At 39.5% G+C, this 23135-nt stretch carries 24 protein-coding genes; 14 read left to right on the forward strand and 10 right to left on the reverse strand.

Annotated elements, in window-relative coordinates; translation table 11 throughout:
- The first annotated feature begins 7 nt into the window (after positions 1-7).
- From DD649_RS01945 to DD649_RS01955, 3 genes are read left to right on the forward strand one after another with little or no spacing between them, the layout of a single operon-like run.
- A complete protein-coding gene (locus tag DD649_RS01945; protein ID WP_294103000.1) occupies positions 8-370 on the forward strand; it encodes a DUF2620 domain-containing protein in 363 nt (120 codons plus the stop codon).
- A 10-nt stretch (positions 371-380) separates the two neighbouring features.
- Positions 381-1730: a YhfT family protein gene (locus DD649_RS01950; RefSeq protein WP_294103003.1), complete on the forward strand. Its 1350-nt coding sequence runs from the start codon at positions 381-383 to the stop codon at positions 1728-1730.
- 30 nt (positions 1731-1760) lie between these two features.
- Positions 1761-2846, forward strand: a complete 1086-nt coding sequence (locus DD649_RS01955) for an aminotransferase class V-fold PLP-dependent enzyme (RefSeq protein WP_336428811.1) — start codon at positions 1761-1763, stop codon at positions 2844-2846.
- 154 nt (positions 2847-3000) lie between these two features.
- Here DD649_RS01955 and DD649_RS01960 read toward each other — a convergent pair whose 3' ends face one another.
- Positions 3001-3468: a hypothetical protein gene (locus DD649_RS01960; protein ID WP_294103009.1), complete on the reverse strand. Its 468-nt coding sequence runs from the start codon at positions 3466-3468 to the stop codon at positions 3001-3003.
- Positions 3469-3958: 490 nt separating this feature from the next.
- Here DD649_RS01960 and DD649_RS01965 point away from each other — a divergent pair, with 490 nt between their 5' ends.
- Positions 3959-4303 carry an antibiotic biosynthesis monooxygenase gene (locus tag DD649_RS01965; RefSeq protein ID WP_294103012.1) on the forward strand — a complete coding sequence of 115 codons (345 nt, stop codon included), beginning with the start codon at positions 3959-3961 and terminating at the stop codon, positions 4301-4303.
- 98 nt (positions 4304-4401) lie between these two features.
- On the opposite strand, the gene DD649_RS01970 is transcribed toward DD649_RS01965, so the two are convergent.
- Entirely contained in the window at positions 4402-4866 is a 465-nt protein-coding gene (locus DD649_RS01970; RefSeq protein WP_294103016.1) for a multidrug/biocide efflux PACE transporter, read from the reverse strand.
- A 113-nt stretch (positions 4867-4979) separates the two neighbouring features.
- Here DD649_RS01970 and DD649_RS01975 point away from each other — a divergent pair, with 113 nt between their 5' ends.
- From DD649_RS01975 to dkgB, 3 genes are all read left to right on the forward strand, one after another.
- Positions 4980-5849 carry a LysR family transcriptional regulator gene (locus DD649_RS01975; RefSeq protein ID WP_294103019.1) on the forward strand — a complete coding sequence of 290 codons (870 nt, stop codon included), beginning with the start codon at positions 4980-4982 and terminating at the stop codon, positions 5847-5849.
- A gap of 119 nt (positions 5850-5968) precedes the next feature.
- Positions 5969-6448: a DUF4822 domain-containing protein gene (locus tag DD649_RS01980; protein ID WP_294103022.1), complete on the forward strand. Its 480-nt coding sequence runs from the start codon at positions 5969-5971 to the stop codon at positions 6446-6448.
- A 422-nt stretch (positions 6449-6870) separates the two neighbouring features.
- Positions 6871-7674 (forward strand): 2,5-didehydrogluconate reductase DkgB, encoded by an 804-nt coding sequence (gene dkgB, locus DD649_RS01985; protein ID WP_336428821.1) that lies wholly within the window; start codon positions 6871-6873, stop codon positions 7672-7674.
- Between the two features lie 93 nt (positions 7675-7767).
- Here dkgB and yegD read toward each other — a convergent pair whose 3' ends face one another.
- Positions 7768-9120: a molecular chaperone gene (gene yegD / locus DD649_RS01990; RefSeq protein WP_294103026.1), complete on the reverse strand. Its 1353-nt coding sequence runs from the start codon at positions 9118-9120 to the stop codon at positions 7768-7770.
- Positions 9121-9361: 241 nt separating this feature from the next.
- Here yegD and DD649_RS01995 point away from each other — a divergent pair, with 241 nt between their 5' ends.
- The gene (locus DD649_RS01995; protein WP_294103028.1) at positions 9362-9610 is read left to right on the forward strand and encodes a GDCCVxC domain-containing (seleno)protein; all 249 of its coding nucleotides are present in this window, start codon (positions 9362-9364) and stop codon (positions 9608-9610) included.
- Positions 9611-9790: 180 nt separating this feature from the next.
- Here the strand turns inward: DD649_RS01995 and DD649_RS02000 are convergent, their stop codons facing one another.
- The 7 genes from DD649_RS02000 to nrfA form a co-directional block, all read right to left on the reverse strand.
- Positions 9791-10189, reverse strand: a complete 399-nt coding sequence (locus tag DD649_RS02000) for a hypothetical protein (protein ID WP_294103030.1) — start codon at positions 10187-10189, stop codon at positions 9791-9793.
- A gap of 230 nt (positions 10190-10419) precedes the next feature.
- Complete coding sequence (gene nrfF / locus DD649_RS02005) at positions 10420-11484, reverse strand: heme lyase NrfEFG subunit NrfF (RefSeq protein WP_294103034.1); 1065 nt, start codon at positions 11482-11484, stop codon at positions 10420-10422.
- Positions 11477-13351 carry a heme lyase CcmF/NrfE family subunit gene (locus DD649_RS02010; RefSeq protein ID WP_294103037.1) on the reverse strand — a complete coding sequence of 625 codons (1875 nt, stop codon included), beginning with the start codon at positions 13349-13351 and terminating at the stop codon, positions 11477-11479. Before DD649_RS02010 ends, nrfF begins: the two co-directional genes overlap by 8 nt.
- A 24-nt stretch (positions 13352-13375) precedes the next feature.
- Entirely contained in the window at positions 13376-14332 is a 957-nt protein-coding gene (gene nrfD, locus DD649_RS02015; protein ID WP_336428826.1) for a cytochrome c nitrite reductase subunit NrfD, read from the reverse strand.
- Positions 14329-15000, reverse strand: a complete 672-nt coding sequence (gene nrfC / locus DD649_RS02020) for a cytochrome c nitrite reductase Fe-S protein (protein ID WP_336428828.1) — start codon at positions 14998-15000, stop codon at positions 14329-14331. Before nrfC ends, nrfD begins: the two co-directional genes overlap by 4 nt.
- Positions 14997-15569, reverse strand: a complete 573-nt coding sequence (nrfB, locus tag DD649_RS02025) for a cytochrome c nitrite reductase pentaheme subunit (protein WP_336428830.1) — start codon at positions 15567-15569, stop codon at positions 14997-14999. Before nrfB ends, nrfC begins: the two co-directional genes overlap by 4 nt.
- 58 nt (positions 15570-15627) lie before the next feature.
- Entirely contained in the window at positions 15628-17061 is a 1434-nt protein-coding gene (gene nrfA / locus DD649_RS02030) for an ammonia-forming nitrite reductase cytochrome c552 subunit (RefSeq protein WP_294103044.1), read from the reverse strand.
- A gap of 832 nt (positions 17062-17893) precedes the next feature.
- On the opposite strand from nrfA, the gene napF reads away from it, so the two are divergent.
- Genes napF through napB form a run of 6 tightly spaced genes read left to right on the forward strand, consistent with a single transcriptional unit; the run spans position 17894 to position 23133 of the window.
- Entirely contained in the window at positions 17894-18385 is a 492-nt protein-coding gene (gene napF / locus DD649_RS02035; protein WP_294103047.1) for a ferredoxin-type protein NapF, read from the forward strand.
- A complete protein-coding gene (napD, locus tag DD649_RS02040; protein WP_294103050.1) occupies positions 18375-18653 on the forward strand; it encodes a chaperone NapD in 279 nt (92 codons plus the stop codon). The genes napF and napD overlap by 11 nt, the downstream gene beginning before the upstream one ends.
- Positions 18634-21120, forward strand: coding sequence for a nitrate reductase catalytic subunit NapA (gene napA / locus DD649_RS02045; protein ID WP_294103194.1), 2487 nt, complete (start codon positions 18634-18636; stop codon positions 21118-21120). Before napD ends, napA begins: the two co-directional genes overlap by 20 nt.
- A gap of 6 nt (positions 21121-21126) precedes the next feature.
- A complete protein-coding gene (gene napG, locus DD649_RS02050) occupies positions 21127-21837 on the forward strand; it encodes a ferredoxin-type protein NapG (RefSeq protein WP_294103053.1) in 711 nt (236 codons plus the stop codon).
- Complete coding sequence (gene napH / locus DD649_RS02055) at positions 21824-22687, forward strand: quinol dehydrogenase ferredoxin subunit NapH (RefSeq protein ID WP_336428836.1); 864 nt, start codon at positions 21824-21826, stop codon at positions 22685-22687. The genes napG and napH overlap by 14 nt, the downstream gene beginning before the upstream one ends.
- Positions 22684-23133, forward strand: coding sequence for a nitrate reductase cytochrome c-type subunit (gene napB, locus DD649_RS02060; protein ID WP_294103063.1), 450 nt, complete (start codon positions 22684-22686; stop codon positions 23131-23133). Before napH ends, napB begins: the two co-directional genes overlap by 4 nt.
- Positions 23134-23135: the final 2 nt, after the last annotated feature.

Below are 23135 nucleotides of genomic sequence, written 5' to 3' on the forward strand. Positions count from 1 at the left end.
TGGAGCTATGAAATTCGTTGTTGGCGGACAAATTGAAAAAGAAAAAATTGCAGACAGTATTCGTGCACTTGCTGGTGATAAAGCAGAATCTGTTGTTGTTATGAATGATATAGAAGCTGCAATGGCGCTCAAAAGTGGTGCTGTAGACTATTACCTTGGAGCCTGTAATACCGGGGGTGGTGGTGCACTGGCAATGGCTATTGCTATTGTTGGCATGGGATCTTGTGCAACTGTGGGTATGCCAGGAAAAATTTTATCTGATGATGAAATTATTGAACATGTCAAAAATGGCAAAAAAGCATTTGGTTTTACAGGACAAGATATTGATGTTGTGTTGCCTGTGATTATTAAGGCCATTTTCTCTGAGTAAGGGGTAGGTTATGGCTCAAGATTTTTTGTTGCGGCTTATTGAAGTCGACCCTCTCAAAGCGATGTTACTTGCTTTGATTGGCGCAATATCTGCCATGATGGCAAACCGAGGAATTGCAGTGTTTCATGATGGCTTGCGGCCACTGATCCCTGAATATTTGGAAGGGCGTATGAGCCGTAAAGCTCTCGCTGCAACCAGTTTTGCGCTAAGTTTTGGTTTAATTATCGGTTTTGGTATTCCATTTTCATTAGCTGCACCAATTATTCTTGTTCACAGTTTGCTCCTCGGTACTGATGTTATTGGTATCTGGTGTGCGGATAGTAAAAAAGGGTTTATTTTATCGGGTATTATTGGTGCGCTTTATGCTGTTGGGTTACTGACAGGTCTGCGTTCTATCGTTGAAATTTTCTCAATGCTACCTGTTAACTTTATGAATAACTTGAGTAAAGTGGGAGACCCTATTGTTGTGTGTTTCTCATTATTCCCAGCGGTTGTTGTAGGTTATCAGTATGGCTATCGCAAAGGGATTTGGGTGCTAGTTGCGACTATCATTGGTTATTTAGGTACACAATCAGTCGGTAGCTTGACATTTGGTGGCCTAATTGAAAAACCAGTCAAACTCGATCCAAACGGTACCGCATTATTACTGGCGATGGTCGCAATGTTCTATTTTGCGATGAAAGAACGCCCTCCTCAACGTACTGATGACGGTCAAAAAGGGGCAAATGAAATGTTGGTGGGGTTATTTTCCAGCCGCATCGAACGTATTCAGAAAAATAAATGGTTGTTGATCCTCAGTGGTGGTTTAACCGCGGTGGCGGCGACGATGTCATTTAGTTTATTAGCAGAAGGACCTGTATCACTGCAATTAATGGCTCAAGGAGAGCAAAGTAGCGCAATGTTGGTCGCATTAGCGCGAGCCATTAGCTTTGTCCCATTAGTAGGTACGACTGCTATAGCAACAGGGGTGTACAGCCCTGATGGCATGAAATTTGTTTTTGTTGCCGGATTAGCAACGAGTAATCCTTGGATAGCATTTATTGCTGGTTGTGTGATTATGTTCTTAGAAATCATTATGCTAGCAAAGATTGCGATTTGGCTTGATAAATACCCTGGCGTTAAAGCATGCGGTGATCATATCCGTACTGCGATTACGCGTATGTTAGAAATTTCCTTATTAGTTGGCGGGATGATTGCATCAAATGCGATTTTACCGGGAATGGGCTTTATGGTTGTTGCAGGGATTTACCTACTAAATCGAACTTCTAAGCGACCATTTGTTGAGATGGCGATAGGCCCAATAGCAACGATTATTGTGGGTATTCTTGCCAATATTATTCATCTCGTTGGTTTGAGCTAATTTAGATACGTTAGATAAAAGAGAGTGAAAATGAAAACATATCCGTTACAAAGCATGACGATGGATCAGGCACAACAAAAACAGTTTCGTTTGGTTGATATTATTTGTCAGCATTTTCCGGGTAGTGATTTTCTCACTCAAGGTGATTTGGGGTTGGTTCCGGGTCTTAATCAGCCTCAAATCACGCAACGAGTCGAACAGGTTTTGGCTGACTTTTTTAGCGCCGAGTCAGCCGCTTTAGTGGGAGGGGCAGGGACTGGAGCATTAAGAGTTGGCCTTGCCGCGATGCTAAAATCAGGTGAAACTTTACTGGTTCATGATGCGCCTATTTATCCGACAACACGTGTCTCGATTGAACAAATGGGGATCAAAGTAATCACAGCGAATTTTAATCAGTTAGCAGAGGTTAAAAAGGTAATAAAAGCACACTCACCAAAAGCATGTTTGATACAGCATACTCGTCAAATAATGGATGATAGCTATTATCTACCAGATGTTATTGAGTTGATGAATTCCTTTCAGATCCCAACAATTATTGATGACAATTATGCAGTAATGAAAACATCTCAAATTGGTTGTGAAGCCAACGCATCATTATCTACCTTTTCCAGTTTTAAATTACTGGGACCCGCAGGTGTTGGGGTGATCGTTGGGGAACGACAATGGATAAGTAAGATACGTGCAACAATGTATTCAGGGGGGAGCCAGATCCAAGGGTATCAGGCGATGGAAGTGCTACGTGGTTTAGTGTTTGCACCTGTGACTCATGCTGTCCAAGCAAGCGTGAATGATGAGTTAGTTGTACGATTAAATCATGGTGAAATCAGAGCGGTTAAACATGCTTTTTTAGCAAATGCACAATCAAAAGTATTGTTAATTGAATTTAATCAACCGATTGCCAAGCAGGTACTCGCTAAAGCGACGGAGATGGGGGCTTTACCTTATCCTGTGGGAGCTGAATCACGATTTGAAATTCCACCTTTGTTTTATCGAATTTCAGGCACGTTTAGGGAAGCCGCACCAGACTTGGAAGAACGGATGATCCGTATTAATCCTAACCGTAGCGGTGCTGAGACGATAATGCGTATTTTACGTAATAGTTGCAGTGAATTGTGATGATAAGCTAAAAATATAATAGAATATATTGTGATTTTATTTTGAGTGGAATTTATTTTTTACTCTAACTTTTAAAAGTAAAGGCTTGAACTTAATTATTAACGCCAAGCCTTATTTACTTTATGTGTGATAAATTAAATTGCTTTTAATTTTCTTATTGTGATTTACTCCTGATTAAATGTTGCTCAATAGAATGACGAGTTGAGGGAGCGCTACTATTTTCAGTAAAACTAAGTGCTATTGCTGCGCGCTCATTGCTATTCATTAGAGAAAAAGGTTTTGCTATACCGTTAATTTTACTGTGAGATATTTCTCCAGCCTTAATATGTGAGGCTATTGCAGCTTGATTTGCATGAGACATATTATTTTCAGTAAAGCTTAACGAGACGATAGCCTTTTCATTCGCATTCATTTGTGAAAGCGGTTTTGAAATACCATTAATTCTAGTGACGGGTAAATTGGCAGCTTTAATATGTGCGGCAATTGCGGCTTGATTGGCATAAGACGTATTATTTTCAGTAAAGCCTAATGAGATAACTGCATTTTCATGAGATGTATTATCCGCATAAACAGTCGCACTCATCATCAAAGAAAATATAGTGGGGAATATGTACTTCTTCATCTTAAAACCTTATTAAATAAAATTTTTCATACTCAGGTTGAGAATGAGTTAAATAACTTCATTGCAAGATGATGTTTGAAATTCAGCATCTTTCGATGAAGTTGTATTTTCAATTTCATGAATTTAAATAAAACAATTAAATCAATAGCTAAATTAATAACTATCATTTTTAATTGATTTAAAATAAATGTGATTTATTATTCATATATACAGGTGATTATGATTAATTTATATTAAATAAAAATAACAAAAAAATTATTCTTAACACGCTCTTAATATAGGTCATGGGTATTGATGCTAAAATTGACATTTATGCAAATAATGAATGCATAAGATGCATTCGACTATTTTGAGGTGGAAAGATTAAGTATGAGATAGTGCAGATTTTACCGATATTAAAGACGAAAAAGTGGCAAAGTTGAGGTACTATCAGAGGTATTAAAATGCAAAATAATGAATATTGCTGTATTGATTGATCAGAGGAAAAAAGATGATTGCTGTTATTTTTGAATTACAGGCGAATGAAGGGCAACAAGAGAATTATTTAGCGCTAGCTCAACAATTGAAAGAGTCATTGATTGAAATTAACGGTTTTATCTCTATCGAACGATTTCAAAGTTTAAGTGACAATAACAAATTGTTGTCTCTTTCTTTTTGGGAAAGTGAGGATGCAGTCATGGTATGGAGAAATACTGAATTACATCGGCTAGCACAAGCAAAGGGGCGAGAGTCTATTTTGAAATATTATCGTTTGCGAGTCGCTTCCGTGATCCGTGATTATGGGTTAAATGAGCGCGAAATGGTGCCGCCTGACAGTCTTAATTACCATAACTAAAATTATTATGATTCAATGTTTTAAAATCCCCTCGCGACTTTAGTGAGATTACCTTAGTCGCAAGGGCGGTAATATACTGAGCCTTTAATGGATTAAACTTAGTTTGTGGTTTGTTTTACAATAATGGTCTGTTTTTCTTTATTGGCAAACCAGCGTTCACGTAATAAATCGTATGCCAGATTAAATGCATAAGTATAGAAAAGGAAGAAGGCAAAGAAGCCGACTTCTAATAAAAATGCATTCCATAGCGACATTTTTAATAATAGTGCCAATATTGGTACGCCCATGACAACAAAACTGAGTTCAAAGCCAATGGCGTGAGCAACGCGTACCTTTGCAGGTCTAGGTCCTTTTGATAAAGGCCAGTAGCGATCGAACAGCATGTTATAAAATAAGTTTAATAACATCGCGAGAGTTGATAACACAATGGCGACGGTTCCCATTTCAAAAATTGAGCGTCCTAAAAGCCATGCACTGACCGGCGCAGTTATCGCAATCGCGATGACTTCAAATGACACTGCGTGAAAAATACGTTCAGTTAATGTTTTTTTGTTTTTGCTCATACCTACCTCAAGTTCATTATTCAGATGTTTATTACTCAATAGAAAACGAGTGCAATTATTTTCTATTTTGTATATAAATACAAAATGGCAGCCATCGATAAAACCGATACCTTATGAACTATTCTATAGACACATTGCGTACCTTTGTTGAAGCCGCATCACTTAAATCTTTTTCTGCGGCGGCAAGAAAGCTCAATAAAAGTCAGTCAACAATTAGTAGCGCTATCAGTGGATTTGAAGATGATATGGGTTTTTCTTTATTTGATAGGCAGGGCAGAGAGTCAACGCTGACTTTTGCAGGCCGAAAAGTATTGAGTTTGGTGGAAGATATATTATCGGCTGATGAACGTTTACAGGCATTAAGAGTTGAGTTATCGCCTGAAATTGAACCCCGATTAAGCTGTGCTTTTTCTGATGTTTATCAGCCTCCTCATGCAGAGGATTTGTTGATAACGTTAGATAAGCAGTTTCCGCATATTGAATTTGAATTTTTGATTGCTGAAAATGATGACGTTATTAATATGCTGCAAAATCAACAGGCGCATATTGGTATGATGGAATCACGAATTGAGTATCCTGCTGATATCGCATTTGCTCGTCTGCCTATTCAAGGTGAGCTCGGATTATATGTACTTAAAACACATCCACTTGCTCATGAAAAAAATATTACTCATCAAGATTTAACGAAAACACGTCAGCTCAGGCTCAGCAGTGGCACAGGAACAATTATTAATAGTGAGAGAAATTGGTTTGCTCCTAATTATTTATTATTACTTGAAATGGCTGAACAAGGTATGGGATGGGTCATATTACCGACTTGGTTAGTGAGGCAATTTGGCCATGATTTACTGGCTAGTCTTAATTATACTCAATGGCCTAAAAAAATAGATGTTGATTTAGTTTGGTCTAAAAATAGCCCTCCAGGCAAAGCCGGTTATTGGTTAATTGACAAATTACTAAAAGATAATGGGTTTAATAAATAATAACTGTTTGTAACAATATATTACCATGTAAATATAGGTAATAATGTTTTGATAAATGGAATTATAAAGCTAGTCTGATTAATCACAACATCGTTATTTTGAATAATTGAGAGAGCAAAATGAAAAAACTATTAGTACCTACACTGTTAGCCGTTGTATCTACTATGTCTTTTAATCTTTACGCTGCCTCTGCTCCAGTGGAAAACCAAAAAGAAGTCGTCAAAAATAATTTAAATGCTTATGAACAAATTATGGTTGGAAAAATATGGGAAACAACTGGTGCTTTAGATCAAGATAAAAAAGCTGTAAATTCAGATGATAAGCAAGTTGCCAATTTTTTTGGTTTAGCTGAATATTACCCTGATGGATCGTTTAATATGACAACCTTTGATGGTAAACCAAAAATGAAAGGTGATTGGTCATTTAGTGAAGAGGGTAAAACACGTTCATTAACAGCAAAAGACGATAAAGGTGATGTTTTATTTACACGTGTTGTCGAAAATGTCACGGTAACACCTGAAGAGTACACTTATAGAATTTATCCAGAACAGGATAATAAGACTAAATATTTTGATATCGTCCATAAAGTGAAAAAATAAAATTTAAATAGATTAATGCCGTGTTGTATATAGCGGCATTAAATTTTTATATTAATTCAATTCCACTATTTTTATAATAGCCATTCTTTGTATTTCCCTCGGTAAATTAATCGTTCATAAATAATGAAACTTTATTGATTTCAGTATTTTTATTAAACGACCTAGTTGCGTTTTATCGTATTAATCATTGTTGCTAATTTTGCAAAAGTCTTTTGTTATATCACCACTTGGTGACAAAATATAGTGGTATACAATAGAGCTCAGTCGGATGGTCTAACGTATTTATGGCTATCTAAATTATTTTTTAACAAAAATACATCAATGATCTTCTATACTTAATCGGTATCTGTTCTGTCATAAAGGATAGTGATGGGGCAAATTAAGATATGAATTTTAGTGAAGTTTATTAAAGAGAGGATAATATGGGCGTTCCATTGTTAGGTCTTGGTACTTTCCGTTTAAAAGACGATGTCGTGATTGATTCAGTAAAAACGGCATTAGAATTAGGTTATCGGGAAATTGATACTGCACAGATTTATGAAAATGAAGCTGCGGTTGGAAAAGCGATAGCCGAAAGCGGGGTACCGCGTCATGAGCTCTATATTACGACTAAAATTTGGATTGAGAATTTTAGTAAAGAAAAATTGATCCCGAGTTTGAAAAAAAGTTTAAGTGACTTACAAACTGACTATGTGGATTTAACATTAATTCACTGGCCATCACCTAATGATGCAGTGTCAGTTGATGAATTTATGACGGCGTTATTAGAAGCAAAAACGCAAGGGTTGACACGCGAAATTGGTATTTCTAACTTTACTATTCCATTAATGGAAAAAGCGATTGAAGCGGTTGGGGCTGAAAATATTGCGACTAATCAAATAGAACTATCACCTTACCTTCAAAATAGAAAAGTGGTTGAATGGGCGAATAAGCATGGCATTCATATCACGTCATATATGACGTTAGCTTATGGTAAAGCGTTAGAAGATGATGTGATTAAGAGCATTGCTAAAAAACATAGCGCCACGCCAGCACAAATTATTTTGGCTTGGGCGATGGGCGAAGGGTATTCAGTTATTCCTTCATCCACCAAGCGCGAAAATTTGGCAAGTAACTTATTGAGTGTTGATATTAAATTAGATGCTGATGATAAAAAAGCGATTGCTGCACTCGATTGTGATGGCCGTTTAGTAAATCCTGAAGGGCTAGCACCACAGTGGGATTGATCAGTAATCTCAAATTACGTTAAACATAAAGGGCAATGGCGATAGATATCGTCATTGCCCTTTATTTAAAAATAAGGTCTAAAAAAGCGAATATTATTTAAAACAAGTTTGTGCCCAGCGAGCTAAACCTGCGGTAACCGAACCAAAATCATCGCCTCGAACAATAGGAATATTAGGTAATTGTTGGCTAATGGCTTGGTGTAGAATAGGTGAACGAGCACTACCACCGGTAATAAAAATAGCGTCCGGTTGTATACCACCTTGAGTGACCGCCTCTTTAACTAATTCAATCATTTTACTTTTAGGCGATTCAATTGATTCAACCATTTGTTCTCGCTGAATATTAACTTCTAAATTTTCATTTATTAATGAAATTTTTGCTAAATAACTTTCATTATCTGATAATGCGATTTTGGCTTCTTCCGCTTTACGTACAATACTGTAGCCGAGCGTTTCATTATAGATTTCAAGCAAACGAGCTAATTTTTCAGGTTCTTGTGCTTCTTGCTTTAAGCGAGTTAAGGCCATCAGATTTTGTCGTGAATAAAAGTCTTTTTGTGCCTCGACATTATTTATTGCAATAGGATTCCAAAATTGCAGTAATGGCATTTTAATTCCTGACGATGATTGGCTTTCCATTCCAAAAAGATTCATTAACTGTTTTAGCGCGATAAATATATCAAGATCATTACCACCAACACGCTGGCCTGTATGCGCTAAAAGTGATGCGGTACGATCTTGAGATGCTCGGTAGCTTGGCCCCATCTGAATTAAAGAACAGTCGGTTGTACCACCACCAATATCAACTACTAACACTATTTGATCTTTATTTAATGTCGCTTCATATTCAAGGCCTGCGGCAACGGGCTCAAATTGGAACGCGATATTTTTAAATCCAGCACGTTTTGCTGCTCGAATTAGAATGGCTTCAGCTTGTTGATTTGCTAATTCACCACCACGACCATGAAAATTGATTGGGCGTCCAATAACGGTATCTGAAATAGTCTCGAGGGTATTTTTTTCAGCTTTTTGCTTTATATTTGCCATCATGGCGCAAACGAGATCTTCAAAAAAGCTAACTTGTACTTCATGGAGGCCAGATGCCCCAAGAAAGGATTTAGGCGATTTAACATAGTAAACATCCCGCGGATCGCTTAAATATAATTCGAGAGCTGCTTGGCCAAAAACAATATCTTCGGGTACTAAATCGATTCCTTCATCTCGATTGAAAGCAATCGATCTTCTTAGTATTTGTTTTCCTACTTCATCAGATGGCGAGATATTGCAGTGACGAAATAAGTGCTCAGAGACTGATTCTCTTGTTGGTGCGCAAAGGGTAGAGGGAATATAAACATTATTACCTTCTAGCGGTAATAGCATTGGGTTTCCATCTTTCATTATTGCGACAGAACAGTTGGATGTCCCGTAGTCAAAACCAATAAACATCTCGCCTCCAAATTTTGGACTTGCCTGAAAAAAAGGGGGGAAACTTTATATCAAGCGCCGGTGAATTGCTATCGGATTTATGGTTTTATTTAGAAAAAACCTCTATTGCTTTTTTCATGGGTCATCTGCTGGGATTAGGAATTAAATAATTTGCTATAAAACCTATTTTGCTCAAAGTTATCATGATAATAATGGGCTAAAGTCTTACCTGCGATTTTGCTAAATTTGATTGGAGAATAAGATGAGTAAAACAAATATTGAGCTGAAATCAACCATTACATGTCCTGAATGTGGGGCTTCTCTGGTAGAAGAAATGCCAACGAATGCATGTCAGTGGTTTTATGAATGTAAACATTGTGGTGTATTATTGAAACCGCTAGAAGGTGACTGTTGTGTTTTTTGTTCTTACGGATCAGTTAAATGTCCGCCAATTCAAGAAGCTAATCTTTCTGGGGTGGCATCATGTTGCACTGCGAATTTAAATAATTAATAATCTGATTTTACTGTAGATTACTTTGCTAATTAAAATAGTTATGACAGGTAATTATTTATATTAAGGTAAATTATTATTCTTTATATCTGACTTATCGTCAATATAATGAGTTACAATACATGTCCCTATCTTAAATTAATTCGTAATTAAATGTCTTTATTACACTATACTTGATAATTATAATTTACAATATTTTTTCCAAATAATATTAAAGTCATCATTTGGAAACTCTTTATCATCTCTATCTATGAGTGGAATTGAAACGACATTTCGGCCATCACTATGTAGGTATGTTTTGACGATAAAACGTTTATAACTATAGTTATTTTGACTGGTGAATATTAAAACATCTCCACATACATAGCCAAGCATACCATGATCTAATGTTTCCCTTACTTCATGATATTTTACATTTTTATATTCTGCTGTTTTGGGGAAAGCTAAAAAATCTTCAACGGCTTTTTGTGATTTTTTTACAATATCTAAATCGGGTGTATAGTTAGTGGCTACACCGCCAATAAAGGATGTGCCAGCGACAAGACCCACTATTAAAAATAAAAATACTTTATTTTTCATAATTTAAGTTTCTTAATATATTTATCTTATCAGTTATCACCTTAAAGTTAGCATAAATTAATTTATAACAATATATGAGGGACACAATAGTAGTTAATAAGCAACGGAAAATTACATCTTTAAATGAATTGTCATATCAAAGATCTTTTTGATGACTAAAGTGATAATTTCACTCGTATTAATACTTACCAGACATTAATGAATCATTATTTTCTTGTCAAATAAAAGCATTATTTTTTGAGATTTGAATTTATTAATTTAGCCATTTGAATTGCCTCAATAAGCTGTGCCCGATTTACCCGAGGGCTATTACTATCGAGTAATTCTTGCCAAATGTTAATTGCTTTTTCATAGTTAGCGTTCATAAAGGCATCAGAGGCAATTAACATGAGGGCGGTGACTTCATTTTTATCTAAACTTAAAGCTTTATCGATCACAGCTCGAGCGTCATTCGTAAGATTTTGGCCTGCTTGATAATATAATACAGTGGCAATAGCTGAATACAGTTGCGCATTTTCTCCACTATATTTAATTGCTTTTTGATATGCTAAAAGCGCATTTTCATAACTGTTTTGATATAAATAATATTCACCGAGAGTTGCCCATAACTCACCATTTTGGGGGGATTGTCTTATATTCTGTTGTAGACGAAGCAGGTCATTTTGTTCTTGTTGTAATGGTGAGAAAGATAATAAGGGATCAGAAATTCTTTGGTATTCATGATAAGCCTGCTGAAAGCGTGGCAGGGTGAGATAACCTGCAATAGCACACAAAAGTAGGGTAAATAATAATAGATTAATTTTTTTATTCCAACCTTTAAGGCTGCTATTCTTTTCGGTGACTGTACCGATAATTTGTTCTGTATCATTTGCCTGTATTTGTGTTAACGGGGAACCTGTATGTTCTAGGCGCTTTGTTTTGATTGTCCGCCACAAGATAAAAAAAATAAAAATAAATGCGGTCGGAGGAAGTGCCCATAATAAAAGTGTTTCGTTATTTAATGGTGGGTTATAGCGGACAAAATCGCCGTAGCGATCCGTCATATAGGTCATAATCTGTGGTTCTGATTTTCCTTCTTCAACCATTTTGAATACTTGATGGCGCATACTAACTGCTGTGGGGGCATTGGATTCTAATAGATTTTGATTTTGACATTGTGGGCAACGCAGCTGTGAGGCAATCTGTAAAGAATAATCTTGTTGTTCAGGTGAGCTAAATTGCCAAGTATCCACAATTTGTGCTTGGGCAATAAACGTAATTGAAAGGAAGAATAGAAGATAAATAAATTTAAACATTATTTGTTCTTCCTTTTATCCAGCCTATTAATGCCCCTAGGCACATAATAAATGCGCCTCCCCAAATCCATTGAATTCCATCTTGTACGTAGAAGCGAATGGCGTAGCGATTTGTACCTGTTTTTTCACCTAATACGGCATACCAATTACGTATTAATCCCCAATAGATCCCTGGCTCAATCATTAATTGCTGGCGGGCAGTATAAAAACGGCGCTCAGTTATGATGCTATGTAGATGATGGTTGTTTTGGCTAATTTGGATAATAGCTTTTTCGGTAGTGTAATTTGATTTTGCATCGAGCTGTAATTGCTGAAGATTAAATTGATATCCTGCCAGTGTAACTGTTTGGCCTAGAGATATATTGACACTAATTTCTTGTCTACTGCCAATGGATAAGGCAATACCAGCCGCAAAGATAATCACGCCCGTGTGCGCAACTAAGACTGATATTTTTGCATTGATGGCTTTTAATGGACGTAGCCAAAGTATCAGTAAAACTGCAATAAGTAATGAACAAGAGAGTGTAATAACTAAGCCATGAGACCATAATATGAGTGCAGTAGTTGTACTTGATAAACAAATGACAACTGCTTGCCATTTAAAAGTATGATTACTTTTTTTCTGATAGGCGAACGCACTTAACGTTATCACCAGTAGCATGATAATACCGAATGGTAATAAGGTTTGGTTAAAATAAGGTGCTCCTACTGAAATCTTTCCCCATCCTAGTAGGCTGTATAACATAGGGTAGAGGGTTCCGGTCAGTACAATGAATAGCACTGTAGAGAATAAGATTAAAGTCAGTAATAAATAGATTTCCCTATTGCCCTTAGGAGGACTCAACGAATTATTGAATTTTGCTCGCCAACCGTAAATAAATAGTGCGGCAATACTGAGAACGCTAAATAGCAAAAATAAAGGTACAGCTCTAACGTTATCGAGTGCAAAGGCGTGCACGGAGACTAAAATTCCGGAACGAACAATGAGTGTACCGAGTAATGATAAAATAAAGGTAATAATCGCCAATAATATGGACCAATGACGATATATACCGGTTTTGCGTGAAGCCGTTAAACTATGGAGTAAGGCAGTAGATGATAGCCAAGGCAATAAAGAGGCGTTTTCTACGGGATCCCAAAACCACCAACCGCCCCAGCCCAGTTCGCTATATGCCCACCATGAGCCTAAAACTATGCCTAATGTCAGTATGCACCAGCTAGGCACTGCAAAGCGCCAGCACACCCAAGCGATAGATTGGCCAAAATTACCGAATAACAGTGCCGCAAGGACTAATGCAGCAACGATAATGAGCCCACTATAGCCTAGATACAATAATGGTGGGTGTAAGATAAGCCCCCAGTGTTGCAACATGGGGTTGAGGTCGCGTCCTTCGATGGCGGGTGGAAAAATGCGGGCAAAGGGGTCTGAATAGATAACAATAAAGAGTAATAATGCGGCGATAATAACGGCAAGCACGATAAGTGTTAGCGAAAAAATAGGATGATTTTGTCGGCGATAGCGCCAAGCAAATAACGCACTCCAACTCGAAAGGAAAATGACCCATAGCAATAAAGAACCTTCATGTCCGCCCCAAACTGCGGCTATTTTCATCGCTAATGGCGATAATCGATGGCTATGTTGTGCCACATAAACCACAGAAAAGTCACTTTGAATAAAGCTGATAGTGAGACAGATAAAGGCGCTAACTAGGCATAAAAATTGTAGCAGGCTCCAAAGCACGTTCAGAGACATTTGCCTCGGAACGTGCTTGAAGATCCCCACAAATCCTAATATCGCTTGAAAACTGGTGATACACAACGCCAATAATAGGCAGATGAAACCAATTTCCGGGATGATTAGTTCCAAATATCACCCTTATTATTTAATGAATCACGCAACGGTTAATTGACCCGCATAGAGGACAAAGAAACGCAGTAGAAATACGCCAAGTAAACTTGCCCCACTAACAAGTAAAACGCGAAATGCACCATTACCACGGTTCTGCCATTTTTTAAGCGCCAACGGAATAATGAAGCCAATACCGATTACGCCAATCCAAAACCACCACGTCCAAAAGCCCCCGCCCAATGCGGCTACTAATGAACGCACTTTGCCATCATCTCCTAAGGCGAGTCCGACAAAAAATGCCGCAAGTAAGAAGAGTTCTAACCAAACGACAAAACTTTCCACTCGATGAAGAAAGGCAGATTCTTGGTTATGAATATTTTTACGATAGCGTAATGCAATAGCAATTAATGAGACAGCTATCCCCGATGATATTCCTGAAAATAAGAATAAAGCTGGTAATAAAGGATTGTTTAAGAATGGATATGATTTTAATGCGGATAATAAAAAGCCCGTATATGCGCCGAGTAAAACCGCTAGAACTAACATGGTAATATCGAGCGTGCGCATGACTTTATTTAACAGCGTTAATAACCGAGGAATAATTGTTAATTTAGGTAGCCACCGATGCTGTAATGCAATAACTTCTTTTTCAAAGATTTTAGCCAACCATATGACTAATACAGCCATGTAGACTTGAAATAACATGACACCCATCGACATCACTGAGGTTGGGCTGTAATGAAACATCAATTTCCAAAATGTCCATGGACGAGTTAAATGGAGAATGAGGATTAATAAGCCAATCACGATGGTACTCGGTGCTAACAATAAAGTGGTACGCATTAATGTGCTTTCGCTACTTGCTGCGTTTGGATAATACTGACGGAGTAAAACGGCGATGACAACTAAGCCCGCAGAGATACCGATAAGAAATAAATAAACCGCAATTGGCCAATCCCATACTAGAGATTCAAAATGGAAAGCGGACGCAGTTTTCATTGGCTAACCTCCCCATATTTGAAGGGAACTCGATAAACTTTGGGGCGTGTACCGAGTGCAATTTTGAATCGATAAGTTGGTTTTTGTCCAAGCATTTTGGAAACATCGCTTTGTGGATCATCTAAATTGCCAAAAATCAGCGCTTTGGTTGGACATGATTCTACACAGGCGGGCTGTTTACCTTTTTTCAGGTTGGTCTTACGGCAAAAATCACATTTATCTGCGGTCTTATTGACGGGGTGAATGAATCTAACGCGATATGGGCAAGCGGCAATGCAGTATTGGCAGCCGACACATAAGTCAGGATTAACATCAACAATACCGGTTGTTTTATCGATAAAAGAAGCGCCCGTTGGACAGACATCGACGCAAGGGGCATTTTCACAATGTTGGCAGGAATGACGAAAAAAACGATATTTAACGTCAGGAAATTCACCAATCGGTTCGCTACGGATAATGGTCAGCCGTGATACCCCTTCGGGGACTTGGTTGACTTCGCGACATGCATCCATGCAAGCCGTACAGCCGATACACAAATTTTCATCGTGGATCATGCCATAGCGAACACCATCTATTTTCATGGTGTTCGCTAGCGTGTGGCTAGTTATCCCCCCAATCGCCGCCAGTGCTCCGGAATAAATAATGAATTGACGACGAGAGCAACTCATGGCTGCTCCTTAAGCAATTTAACCGCTGCTGGGTTGAAATTAGGATTATCACGTTGATCTGAATGACAATCTACGCAAATTTTGACTTTTCCTTTATCGGTTAGTACTTTCATTGCATCTTGTTGCGGATGCAGGTCATGACAACTAGCACAAGCGACTTTGGTAACGTGGACATCATGAGGCCAAAATGCTTTTTGCAGCTGTTCGGGTAAGTGGCACGACAAACAGACCGTATTTTGTTGCTCTACGCTATACATCGGGTTATTAAAGCGCATCACATCTTTTACGCCTTCCCGATGGTCTGGGCCTGGATTACCATGGCAGTTGGTGCAGGTAACGGGCAACTTATTGTTTGGATTGACCACTGATGCGTGAGTGCCATGCATACCTTCTTTATCGGGCTTATGGCAATCAAGGCAAGCACTATCTGCGCTGCGCTGCTGTGTGACAACCCAACGATCGCCGGCGGCTTTTTCCTCAGCTATTTGAGGTGTCGCGAATGCTGATACTGCCCATAAAAAGCCTGATGCCAGCACCCCGGCAGTTAATAACGAACGTAATACGCTCATATTCACTCCATTGGTTATGTCGCCTCTTTGTCTTTAATAGCACAGAGGCGAGTAGAGGTTATTTGGCTAACAGGTCATTTTTACGCGCTTGAGCATCCCACTCTGGCACGACAGTTTTCATGAACTCTTGTTTTTCAGCATTGATTTTCTGCATATCTAAGCCAATCGCTTGCTGAGCTTTCTCTTTGGTTGAGATATCCGGAATGGCAATTTCATGAGTAATGCCTTTTGAACCGAGTAAACGTGCCAGTTTAGTACGTGCGTCAGCGGCTTTATCTAATGAACCCCCTAACATACGTAGCCCTTCATCAGGTGCATGCATGTGAATGCCGTGTGATGCGATAGCTAAATCCCAACGCCATTGAGCGTGGCGAATATCAGCAAGGATTGGCTGCATTTCTTCTTGGGTTGCACCCGCGTCCCAAGCTGCTTTTGCTTCAAAGTGAGCGCGAACTAACTGATCTTCTGCTTTAACTTTCATCTCTTGGATGGCTTTTTTACGTTCCGCAACAACGTCTTGTAGTTGTTGTTTGCTTTGAGTATGACAATTGCTACAGGTTTGCTCAAAATTATCGAATGGATTACCAATTTTATGGCTGGTATATAATTCGCCTTTATCGTTTTGCAGTTTTGGCATATGGCAATCAATGCAAGTGACGTTATTTTTACCGTGAATACCTGCACTCCAAGTTTCATATTCAGGGTGTTGGGCTTTTAACATTGGTGCTTTTGATAACGTGTTGGTCCAGTCGGAGAATCCTATTTTGTCGTAGTACACTTCCATTTCTTCGACTTTGGTACCGTTATCCCAAGGGAATTTGACTGATTTATTTTCACCAGAGAAATAGTATTCAACGTGGCATTGACCGCATACCATGGATTGTTGGTCGAAACGACTCGCTTTATCAAAGGGCTTGCCAATGGTTTCCATTGCCCGTTCTGCATAAGGGCGTGTGAGGGTTAACTCGGGTTTTCCTTTTGCAAACTCAGGGGAATCGGTCTTATGGCAATCGCCACAGCCCAAAACATTGACTACTTCTGGTCCACCTTTTGCCCATTTACCTTGAAAGTAGCCATCTTCGCCATGTTCTTGAATTAATCTGGCGACATCCGGGCTTTTGCAGCTCCAGCAAGCCATCGGTAAAGGACCGTCTTGGGCATCTTTGGGCGCGCCAGTACGTAAGGTTTCACGAACATCAATGATTGCGTATGCGTGACCACGCGGTTTGTTATAGTCACGGGAGAAAGGATATCCAGCCCAAAGGATCACTAATCGTGGATCTTCAGCAAGGGCATCTTCACGATTTGATTGTTCTGATGTAGCTCGCCAAGAATGGTATTGATCTGGATAAGCCGCTTCAAAGGTTTCGTTTCGGGTATTAATTGTCGATACATTATCTGTATTCGGCGTTTGTGCATGAACGGAAGTAAAGAGAAATATTCCTGCAATCAAACTCAGTAAGTACAGAGTGTTATTTCTTATCTTTGCCATAAGAGCCTCGAGTAGGGTAAATCAGCCATCCCATAAGCTGACACCTTTTATTATTCGAGCTGTAGTTGTGTTGGTTTTGTGTCTTACTACAATTCGAATTATTTAGGGTATATTTTTAGTTATATAAATTTGATAGCAAGCGCACATTTGCCATCAATGACATTGCCAACTTATATGTTTAACAAAAAACCACACAAAAAATATTGTTTTTGATCAAAGGTAAATTTGAATTAAGTGATTTAATATCAAAAATTAAATAAAAGTACGTTAATAGTGGAATTGATATAGTAATTAGAGATGAATTAAAAAACTGTATTTTGTATTTTTCAGTTAAGAATGATTCTTATTATTTATTTAAAATAATCATTTAATAACCAATTGAATTTAAACACTTAATATTATTTAACTCACGAATGGTGATTATTCTGTTTTTGACGCATAAATTAAAATGTGCGTAGTATCAAAAAAATAAAATATAAATTTTACTAAAATGACCTTTCATATACCACTTTAGTAGTATATGTCGATGTTAATTAAAAAATATGTCATTACAACTTAAGCTTAAATGGGGATTCTATATTTACAGATTGTTAATGAATAATTATGAAAACCGTATAATACCTCTTTTTATAGCGAGTTAATGCTTAGTCTAATATTTGAATAGTTTCTGGCTGATTTATATTCATAGTGAATAAATTACTCCTGTTACCTATTAGGTAGTATGTATTTTTGCCCTCTCACTCGTTAATATTCATGCTAAATACACGCATAAAAAATGCGGTTTATCAGTTCTTTTTAGTACTTTTTTGTTGGGCAATGTAAAGGAAAAAACATGGTTGATATCACCCGTAGGGGCGTATTAACTGGTGCGTGGCGTAATGCAGCTCCGGTAGTTAGACCGCCATGGAGTGGTACTGAACAGCATTTTATTGAGCTGTGTACGCGTTGCAACGCTTGTCTAGCGAGTTGCGAGACCTCTATTTTGCAGCCCGGACCTGGCGGATATCCTGTCGTTGATTTTAAGCGCGGGGAATGCACTTTTTGCTATGCCTGTGCAGCATCTTGCCCTGAACCTATTTTCCTCCCTCAGCAAACCCAACCTTGGAATATCTCGATATCTATCGATCAAAGCTGTCTTGCCTATAAATCAATCGAATGTCGGCGTTGTGAAGACAGTTGTGAGCCTCAAGTGATTTCTTTTCGTCCATCACTGGTCGGTATTTATCAACCAAAAATAGAACAACAGGGCTGTACAGGTTGTGGCGCCTGTGTTGCAGGATGCCCCGTATCGGCCATAACCGTGGAGCGTGAACATGCACGATAACTGGCAAGTGTGCAGTTTAATTGTACAAGTAAAAAGTGAACGAATATCTGCTGTGACAGAAAAACTGAATCAATTTCCTCATTGTGAGGTAGCTATTAGTTCACCTGAAAATGGGAAATTGATTGTCGTCGTCGAAGGGCAGCATAGTAAAACTTTGTTAGATACTATTGATTTAGCACGCAATATCGAAGGCGTGCTAGATGTTTCACTGGTTTATCACCAGCAGGATGAGCAATGTGAGGAAAATGATGAAACTCAGTCGTCGTAGCTTTATGAAAGCCAATGCGATAGCGGCCGCTGCTGCGGCGGCAGGCATTGGTGTACCAAGTATCGCGAAAGCGGTCGTTGGACAACAAGAAAGTATCAAGTGGGATAAAGCCCCGTGTCGTTTCTGCGGTACTGGCTGTGGCGTGCTTGTCGGCACACAAAATGGCCGTATTGTCGCGAGCCAAGGTGACCCAGAAGCACCAGTCAACCGTGGTCTTAATTGTATCAAGGGCTATTTCCTACCAAAGATTATGTACGGGAAAGACCGTTTAACCCAGCCATTGCTGCGTATGAAAGATGGCGAATATGATAAAAATGGTGAGTTTACCCCAATTACATGGGAACAAGCCTTTGATGTCATGGAAGAAAAAACGAAAGCAACACTGAAAGAAAAAGGTCCTGAAGGTATTGGGATGTTTGGTTCAGGTCAATGGACAGTTTGGGAAGGTTATGCGGCCTCTAAATTGTTTAAAGGTGGTTTTCGTTCAAATAACCTCGATCCAAATGCACGCCACTGTATGGCCTCTGCGGTCGTTGGTTTTATGCGTACTTTCGGTATGGATGAGCCGATGGGCTGTTACGATGATATTGAACATGCGGATGCCTTTGTGCTTTGGGGCTCTAATATGGCAGAAATGCACCCAATATTATGGTCGCGTATTACAAATCGTCGTTTATCAAATCCTGATGTCCATGTTGCAGTTTTATCAACTTATAAACATCGTAGTTTTGAATTAGCGGATAATGGTATTGTTTTCGCGCCGCAATCCGATTTGGTTATCTTAAATTACATTGCTAACTATATTATTCAAAACAATGCAGTTAACCAAGATTTCCTAGATAAACACGTTAATTTACGTCGTGGTGCAACGGATATCGGTTATGGCCTTCGTCCAACGCATCCATTAGAAAAAAATGCCAAAAATCCAGGGTCTGATGCTTCTGAACCGATGACTTGGGATGAATATAAAGCTTTCGTTGCGGAATATACGTTAGATAAAACCGCTGAAATGACGGGAGTACCGAAAGATCAGCTAGAAGAATTGGCGAAACTCTACGCCGATCCAAAAATTAAAGTCGTTTCATATTGGACGATGGGTTTTAACCAACATACTCGCGGTGTTTGGGCGAATAACCTTGCTTATAACCTTCATTTATTAACCGGTAAAATTTCTCAACCAGGTTGTGGTCCTTTCTCTTTGACAGGGCAACCATCTGCCTGCGGTACAGCACGTGAAGTGGGAACATTCTCACACCGTTTACCTGCGGATATGGTAGTGACTAATGAAAAACACCGTGAAAAAGTGGAAGGTGTTTGGCAACTACCTGCGGGCACTATCCCTGAAAAAGTTGGATTACATGCAGTCGCGCAAGACCGTGCATTGAAAGACGGTAAACTCAATTTTTATTGGGTGATGTGTAACAACAATATGCAAGCAGGGCCGAATATCAATGAAGATCGCCTACCGGGCTGGCGCGATCCGCGCAACTTTATTGTTGTTTCAGACCCTTATCCTACCGTGAGTGCACTAGCCGCTGACTTGATTTTACCCACGGCAATGTGGGTCGAAAAAGAAGGTGCTTATGGTAATGCAGAGCGCCGTACTCAGTTTTGGCGTCAGCAAATTCAAGGTCCAGGCGAATCAAAGTCAGATTTAATGCAGATGGTGCTGTTTTCTCGTCGCTTTAAAGTCGAAGAAGTATGGCCTGAAGAATTGTTAGCTAAAAAACCTGAATATCGTGGAAAAACACTGTATGACGTGTTGTTTGCTAATGAAGCGGTGACTAAATTCCCAGTGACTGAATTAGCTGAAGACCAATTAAACGACGAATCTCGTGAGCTTGGTTTCTATTTACAAAAAGGCTTGTTTGAAGAGTATGCCGGTTTTGGTCGTGGACATGGTCATGACCTTGCTGATTTTGATGCTTATCACCAAGCTCGTGGTATCCGCTGGCCAGTTGTAGAAGGTAAAGAAACACAGTGGCGTTATAGCGAAGGGAATGACCCTTATGTTAAAGCTGGGCAAGGTTATCAGTTTTACGGTAAACCAGACGGTAAAGCCGTTATTTTTGCATTGCCATTTGAGCCTGCGGCTGAATCACCTGATAAAGAATACGATTTATGGCTTTCAACTGGGCGAGTGCTGGAGCATTGGCATACGGGAAGCATGACGCGCCGTGTCCCTGAGCTGCACCGTGCATTCCCAGAGTCGGTTGTCTTTATGCATCCATTAGACGCAAAAGATAGAGGCTTGCGTCGTGGCGATAAAGTCAAAGTGGTTTCTCGTCGTGGTGATGTGACCACAATAGTGGAAACTCGTGGTCGTAATAAACCACCGAAAGGCTTGGTGTATATGGCATTCTTTGATGCTTCCCAGTTGGTCAATAACTTGACGTTGGATGCGACAGATCCACTTTCTAAAGAAACGGATTACAAAAAATGTGCCGTTAAACTGGAAAAGGTGTAATTGGCAATGCCCCAGAACGCTAAGTCTCAAAAGACTAAGTCCCAGAACAGCCGCCGTCGTTTTCTGCGCGACATTGCTCGCACAGCAGGCGGACTGGCGGCGGTTGGTGTGGTACTGGGGCTACAGCAACAAACTTCCCGTGCGAGTGGTGTACGACTCCGCCCGCCGGGAGCGCTTGCTGAAAATGCATTTTCGAGTGCTTGTGTTCGTTGCGGTCAATGTGTTCAAGCCTGTCCTTATGACATGTTGAAATTAGCTACGTTGGCATCCGGTCTTGAGTCAGGTACGCCGTATTTCATAGCCCGCGAAATTCCTTGCGAGATGTGTGAAGACATTCCTTGTGCCAAGGTGTGCCCAAGTGGTGCATTGGATAAAAACATGGAATCGATTAATGATGCTCGGATGGGATTGGCTGTTTTACTCGATCACGAAAACTGCCTTAATTTTCAAGGGCTACGATGTGATGTGTGTTACCGCGTTTGTCCGTTAATTGATGAAGCAATCACACTTGAACTTGAACAAAATCATCGCACTGGTAAGCATGCACGCTTCTTACCCACGGTAAATAGCAATTTCTGCACGGGATGCGGAAAGTGTGAGCAGGCTTGTGTACTGGAAGAGTCCGCGATTAAAGTTTTACCAAGAGAATTAGCCAAGGGCGAGTTAGGACATCATTACCGTTTCGGTTGGTTGGAGGGAAGCAATGGCAAATCGTAAGCACGATGCCGGACGTGAGGCTCTGGCTAAAAAAGGGTGGTGGCAAAGCCATAAATGGCTGGTTTTAAGGCGAACAAGTCAACTTTTGGTCTTGGCTATGTTTCTAAGTGGTCCATGGTTTGGTGTGTGGATCTTACATGGAAACTATAGCAGTAGCATATTGTTGGATGTTGTTCCATTAACTGATCCGCTTATTACGCTGGAAAGCTTAGCAAGTGGTTACTTACCTGGTATTTCAGCATTAATTGGTGCGGCTCTCGTTTTTGCTGTTTATGCATTGCTGGGAAAACGGTTTTTTTGTAGCTGGGTGTGTCCTGTTAATCCAATCACCGACGCCGCCGCATGGTTACGTCGTAAATTCGAGTTGAATCAATCTGCAACAATTCCTCGCAATATTCGGTATGTATTGTTGGGTGTGATTTTAATTGGTTCAGCTATAACAGGCACCTTGTTATGGGAATGGTTAAATCCAGTTTCGTTAATGGGGCGTAGCCTTATTTTTGGTTTTGGCAGTGGTGCTTTGGTTTTAGTTGCACTGTTTTTATTTGATTTATTAGTCGTGGAACATGGATGGTGCGGTCACCTTTGCCCCCTTGGTGCCTTGTATGGCGTTACGGGTTGTAAAGGTGCACTGGCTGTTACAGCGGAAAGAAAAGAAAATTGTAACCGCTGTATGGATTGTTTTCACGTTTGCCCGGAGCCGCATGTTTTGCGGTTGCCGGTTCTCGATAAACAAGCCCCTGCGCTGATTTCAGATATGGATTGCATCACTTGCGGTCGTTGTATCGATGTTTGTGCTGAGGATGTTTTTAAAATAACACTACGATGGAGTTCGGGAGCTAAATCATGAAAAATCATGCCCTGAAAAAAACAATAAGCCGTTGGATGGCTGGTATGGCCTTGGTTGTAAGTAGTTTTGTTTTAGCTGCTAACGGTGTGGATTTTAATCAGTCACCTGAAGTTTCAGGCACGCCAGAAGGGGGCATCCATGTTCCTAAAGAGCAAGAAAAAATGGCGTTGAACTACGTTAATCAGCCGCCGATGATCCCTCATAGTGTTGATGGGTATCAAATCACAACAAATACCAACCGTTGTTTACAGTGCCATGGTGTTGAAAACTATCGTACTACGGGTGCACCAAGAGTGAGCCCGACTCACTTTATGGATGCTAGCGGTAAAGTTCTGGGTGAAGTTTCACCTAATCGTTATTTTTGTTTGCAGTGCCATGTACCGCAATCAGATACACCACCGATTGTTGATAATACTTTTGCCCCATCCAAAGGCTTTGGTAAATAAGG

The sequence above is a fragment of the Providencia sp. genome, from assembly GCF_003533305.1.
Classification (GTDB): Bacteria; Pseudomonadota; Gammaproteobacteria; order Enterobacterales; family Enterobacteriaceae; genus Providencia.

Coding starts and splice junctions, on each gene's coding strand:
- DD649_RS02000 (WP_294103030.1), bottom strand. CDS start 10,189: ATGAAAAATAAAGTATTTTTATTTTTAATAGTGGGTCTTGTCGCTGGC.
- napH (WP_336428836.1), top strand. CDS start 21,824: ATGGCAAATCGTAAGCACGATGCCGGACGTGAGGCTCTGGCTAAAAAA.
- DD649_RS01955 (WP_336428811.1), top strand. CDS start 1,761: ATGAAAACATATCCGTTACAAAGCATGACGATGGATCAGGCACAACAA.
- DD649_RS01995 (WP_294103028.1), top strand. CDS start 9,362: ATGAGTAAAACAAATATTGAGCTGAAATCAACCATTACATGTCCTGAA.
- yegD (WP_294103026.1), bottom strand. CDS start 9,120: ATGTTTATTGGTTTTGACTACGGGACATCCAACTGTTCTGTCGCAATA.
- DD649_RS01970 (WP_294103016.1), bottom strand. CDS start 4,866: ATGAGCAAAAACAAAAAAACATTAACTGAACGTATTTTTCACGCAGTG.
- nrfD (WP_336428826.1), bottom strand. CDS start 14,332: ATGAAAACTGCGTCCGCTTTCCATTTTGAATCTCTAGTATGGGATTGG.
- napF (WP_294103047.1), top strand. CDS start 17,894: ATGGTTGATATCACCCGTAGGGGCGTATTAACTGGTGCGTGGCGTAAT.
- dkgB (WP_336428821.1), top strand. CDS start 6,871: ATGGGCGTTCCATTGTTAGGTCTTGGTACTTTCCGTTTAAAAGACGAT.
- DD649_RS01980 (WP_294103022.1), top strand. CDS start 5,969: ATGAAAAAACTATTAGTACCTACACTGTTAGCCGTTGTATCTACTATG.
- napG (WP_294103053.1), top strand. CDS start 21,127: ATGCCCCAGAACGCTAAGTCTCAAAAGACTAAGTCCCAGAACAGCCGC.
- nrfB (WP_336428830.1), bottom strand. CDS start 15,569: ATGAGCGTATTACGTTCGTTATTAACTGCCGGGGTGCTGGCATCAGGC.
- nrfC (WP_336428828.1), bottom strand. CDS start 15,000: ATGAGTTGCTCTCGTCGTCAATTCATTATTTATTCCGGAGCACTGGCG.
- napD (WP_294103050.1), top strand. CDS start 18,375: ATGCACGATAACTGGCAAGTGTGCAGTTTAATTGTACAAGTAAAAAGT.
- DD649_RS01960 (WP_294103009.1), bottom strand. CDS start 3,468: ATGAAGAAGTACATATTCCCCACTATATTTTCTTTGATGATGAGTGCG.
- DD649_RS01945 (WP_294103000.1), top strand. CDS start 8: ATGAAATTCGTTGTTGGCGGACAAATTGAAAAAGAAAAAATTGCAGAC.
- nrfA (WP_294103044.1), bottom strand. CDS start 17,061: ATGGCAAAGATAAGAAATAACACTCTGTACTTACTGAGTTTGATTGCA.
- DD649_RS01965 (WP_294103012.1), top strand. CDS start 3,959: ATGATTGCTGTTATTTTTGAATTACAGGCGAATGAAGGGCAACAAGAG.
- napA (WP_294103194.1), top strand. CDS start 18,634: ATGAAACTCAGTCGTCGTAGCTTTATGAAAGCCAATGCGATAGCGGCC.
- napB (WP_294103063.1), top strand. CDS start 22,684: ATGAAAAATCATGCCCTGAAAAAAACAATAAGCCGTTGGATGGCTGGT.
- nrfF (WP_294103034.1), bottom strand. CDS start 11,484: ATGTTTAAATTTATTTATCTTCTATTCTTCCTTTCAATTACGTTTATT.
- DD649_RS01950 (WP_294103003.1), top strand. CDS start 381: ATGGCTCAAGATTTTTTGTTGCGGCTTATTGAAGTCGACCCTCTCAAA.
- DD649_RS01975 (WP_294103019.1), top strand. CDS start 4,980: ATGAACTATTCTATAGACACATTGCGTACCTTTGTTGAAGCCGCATCA.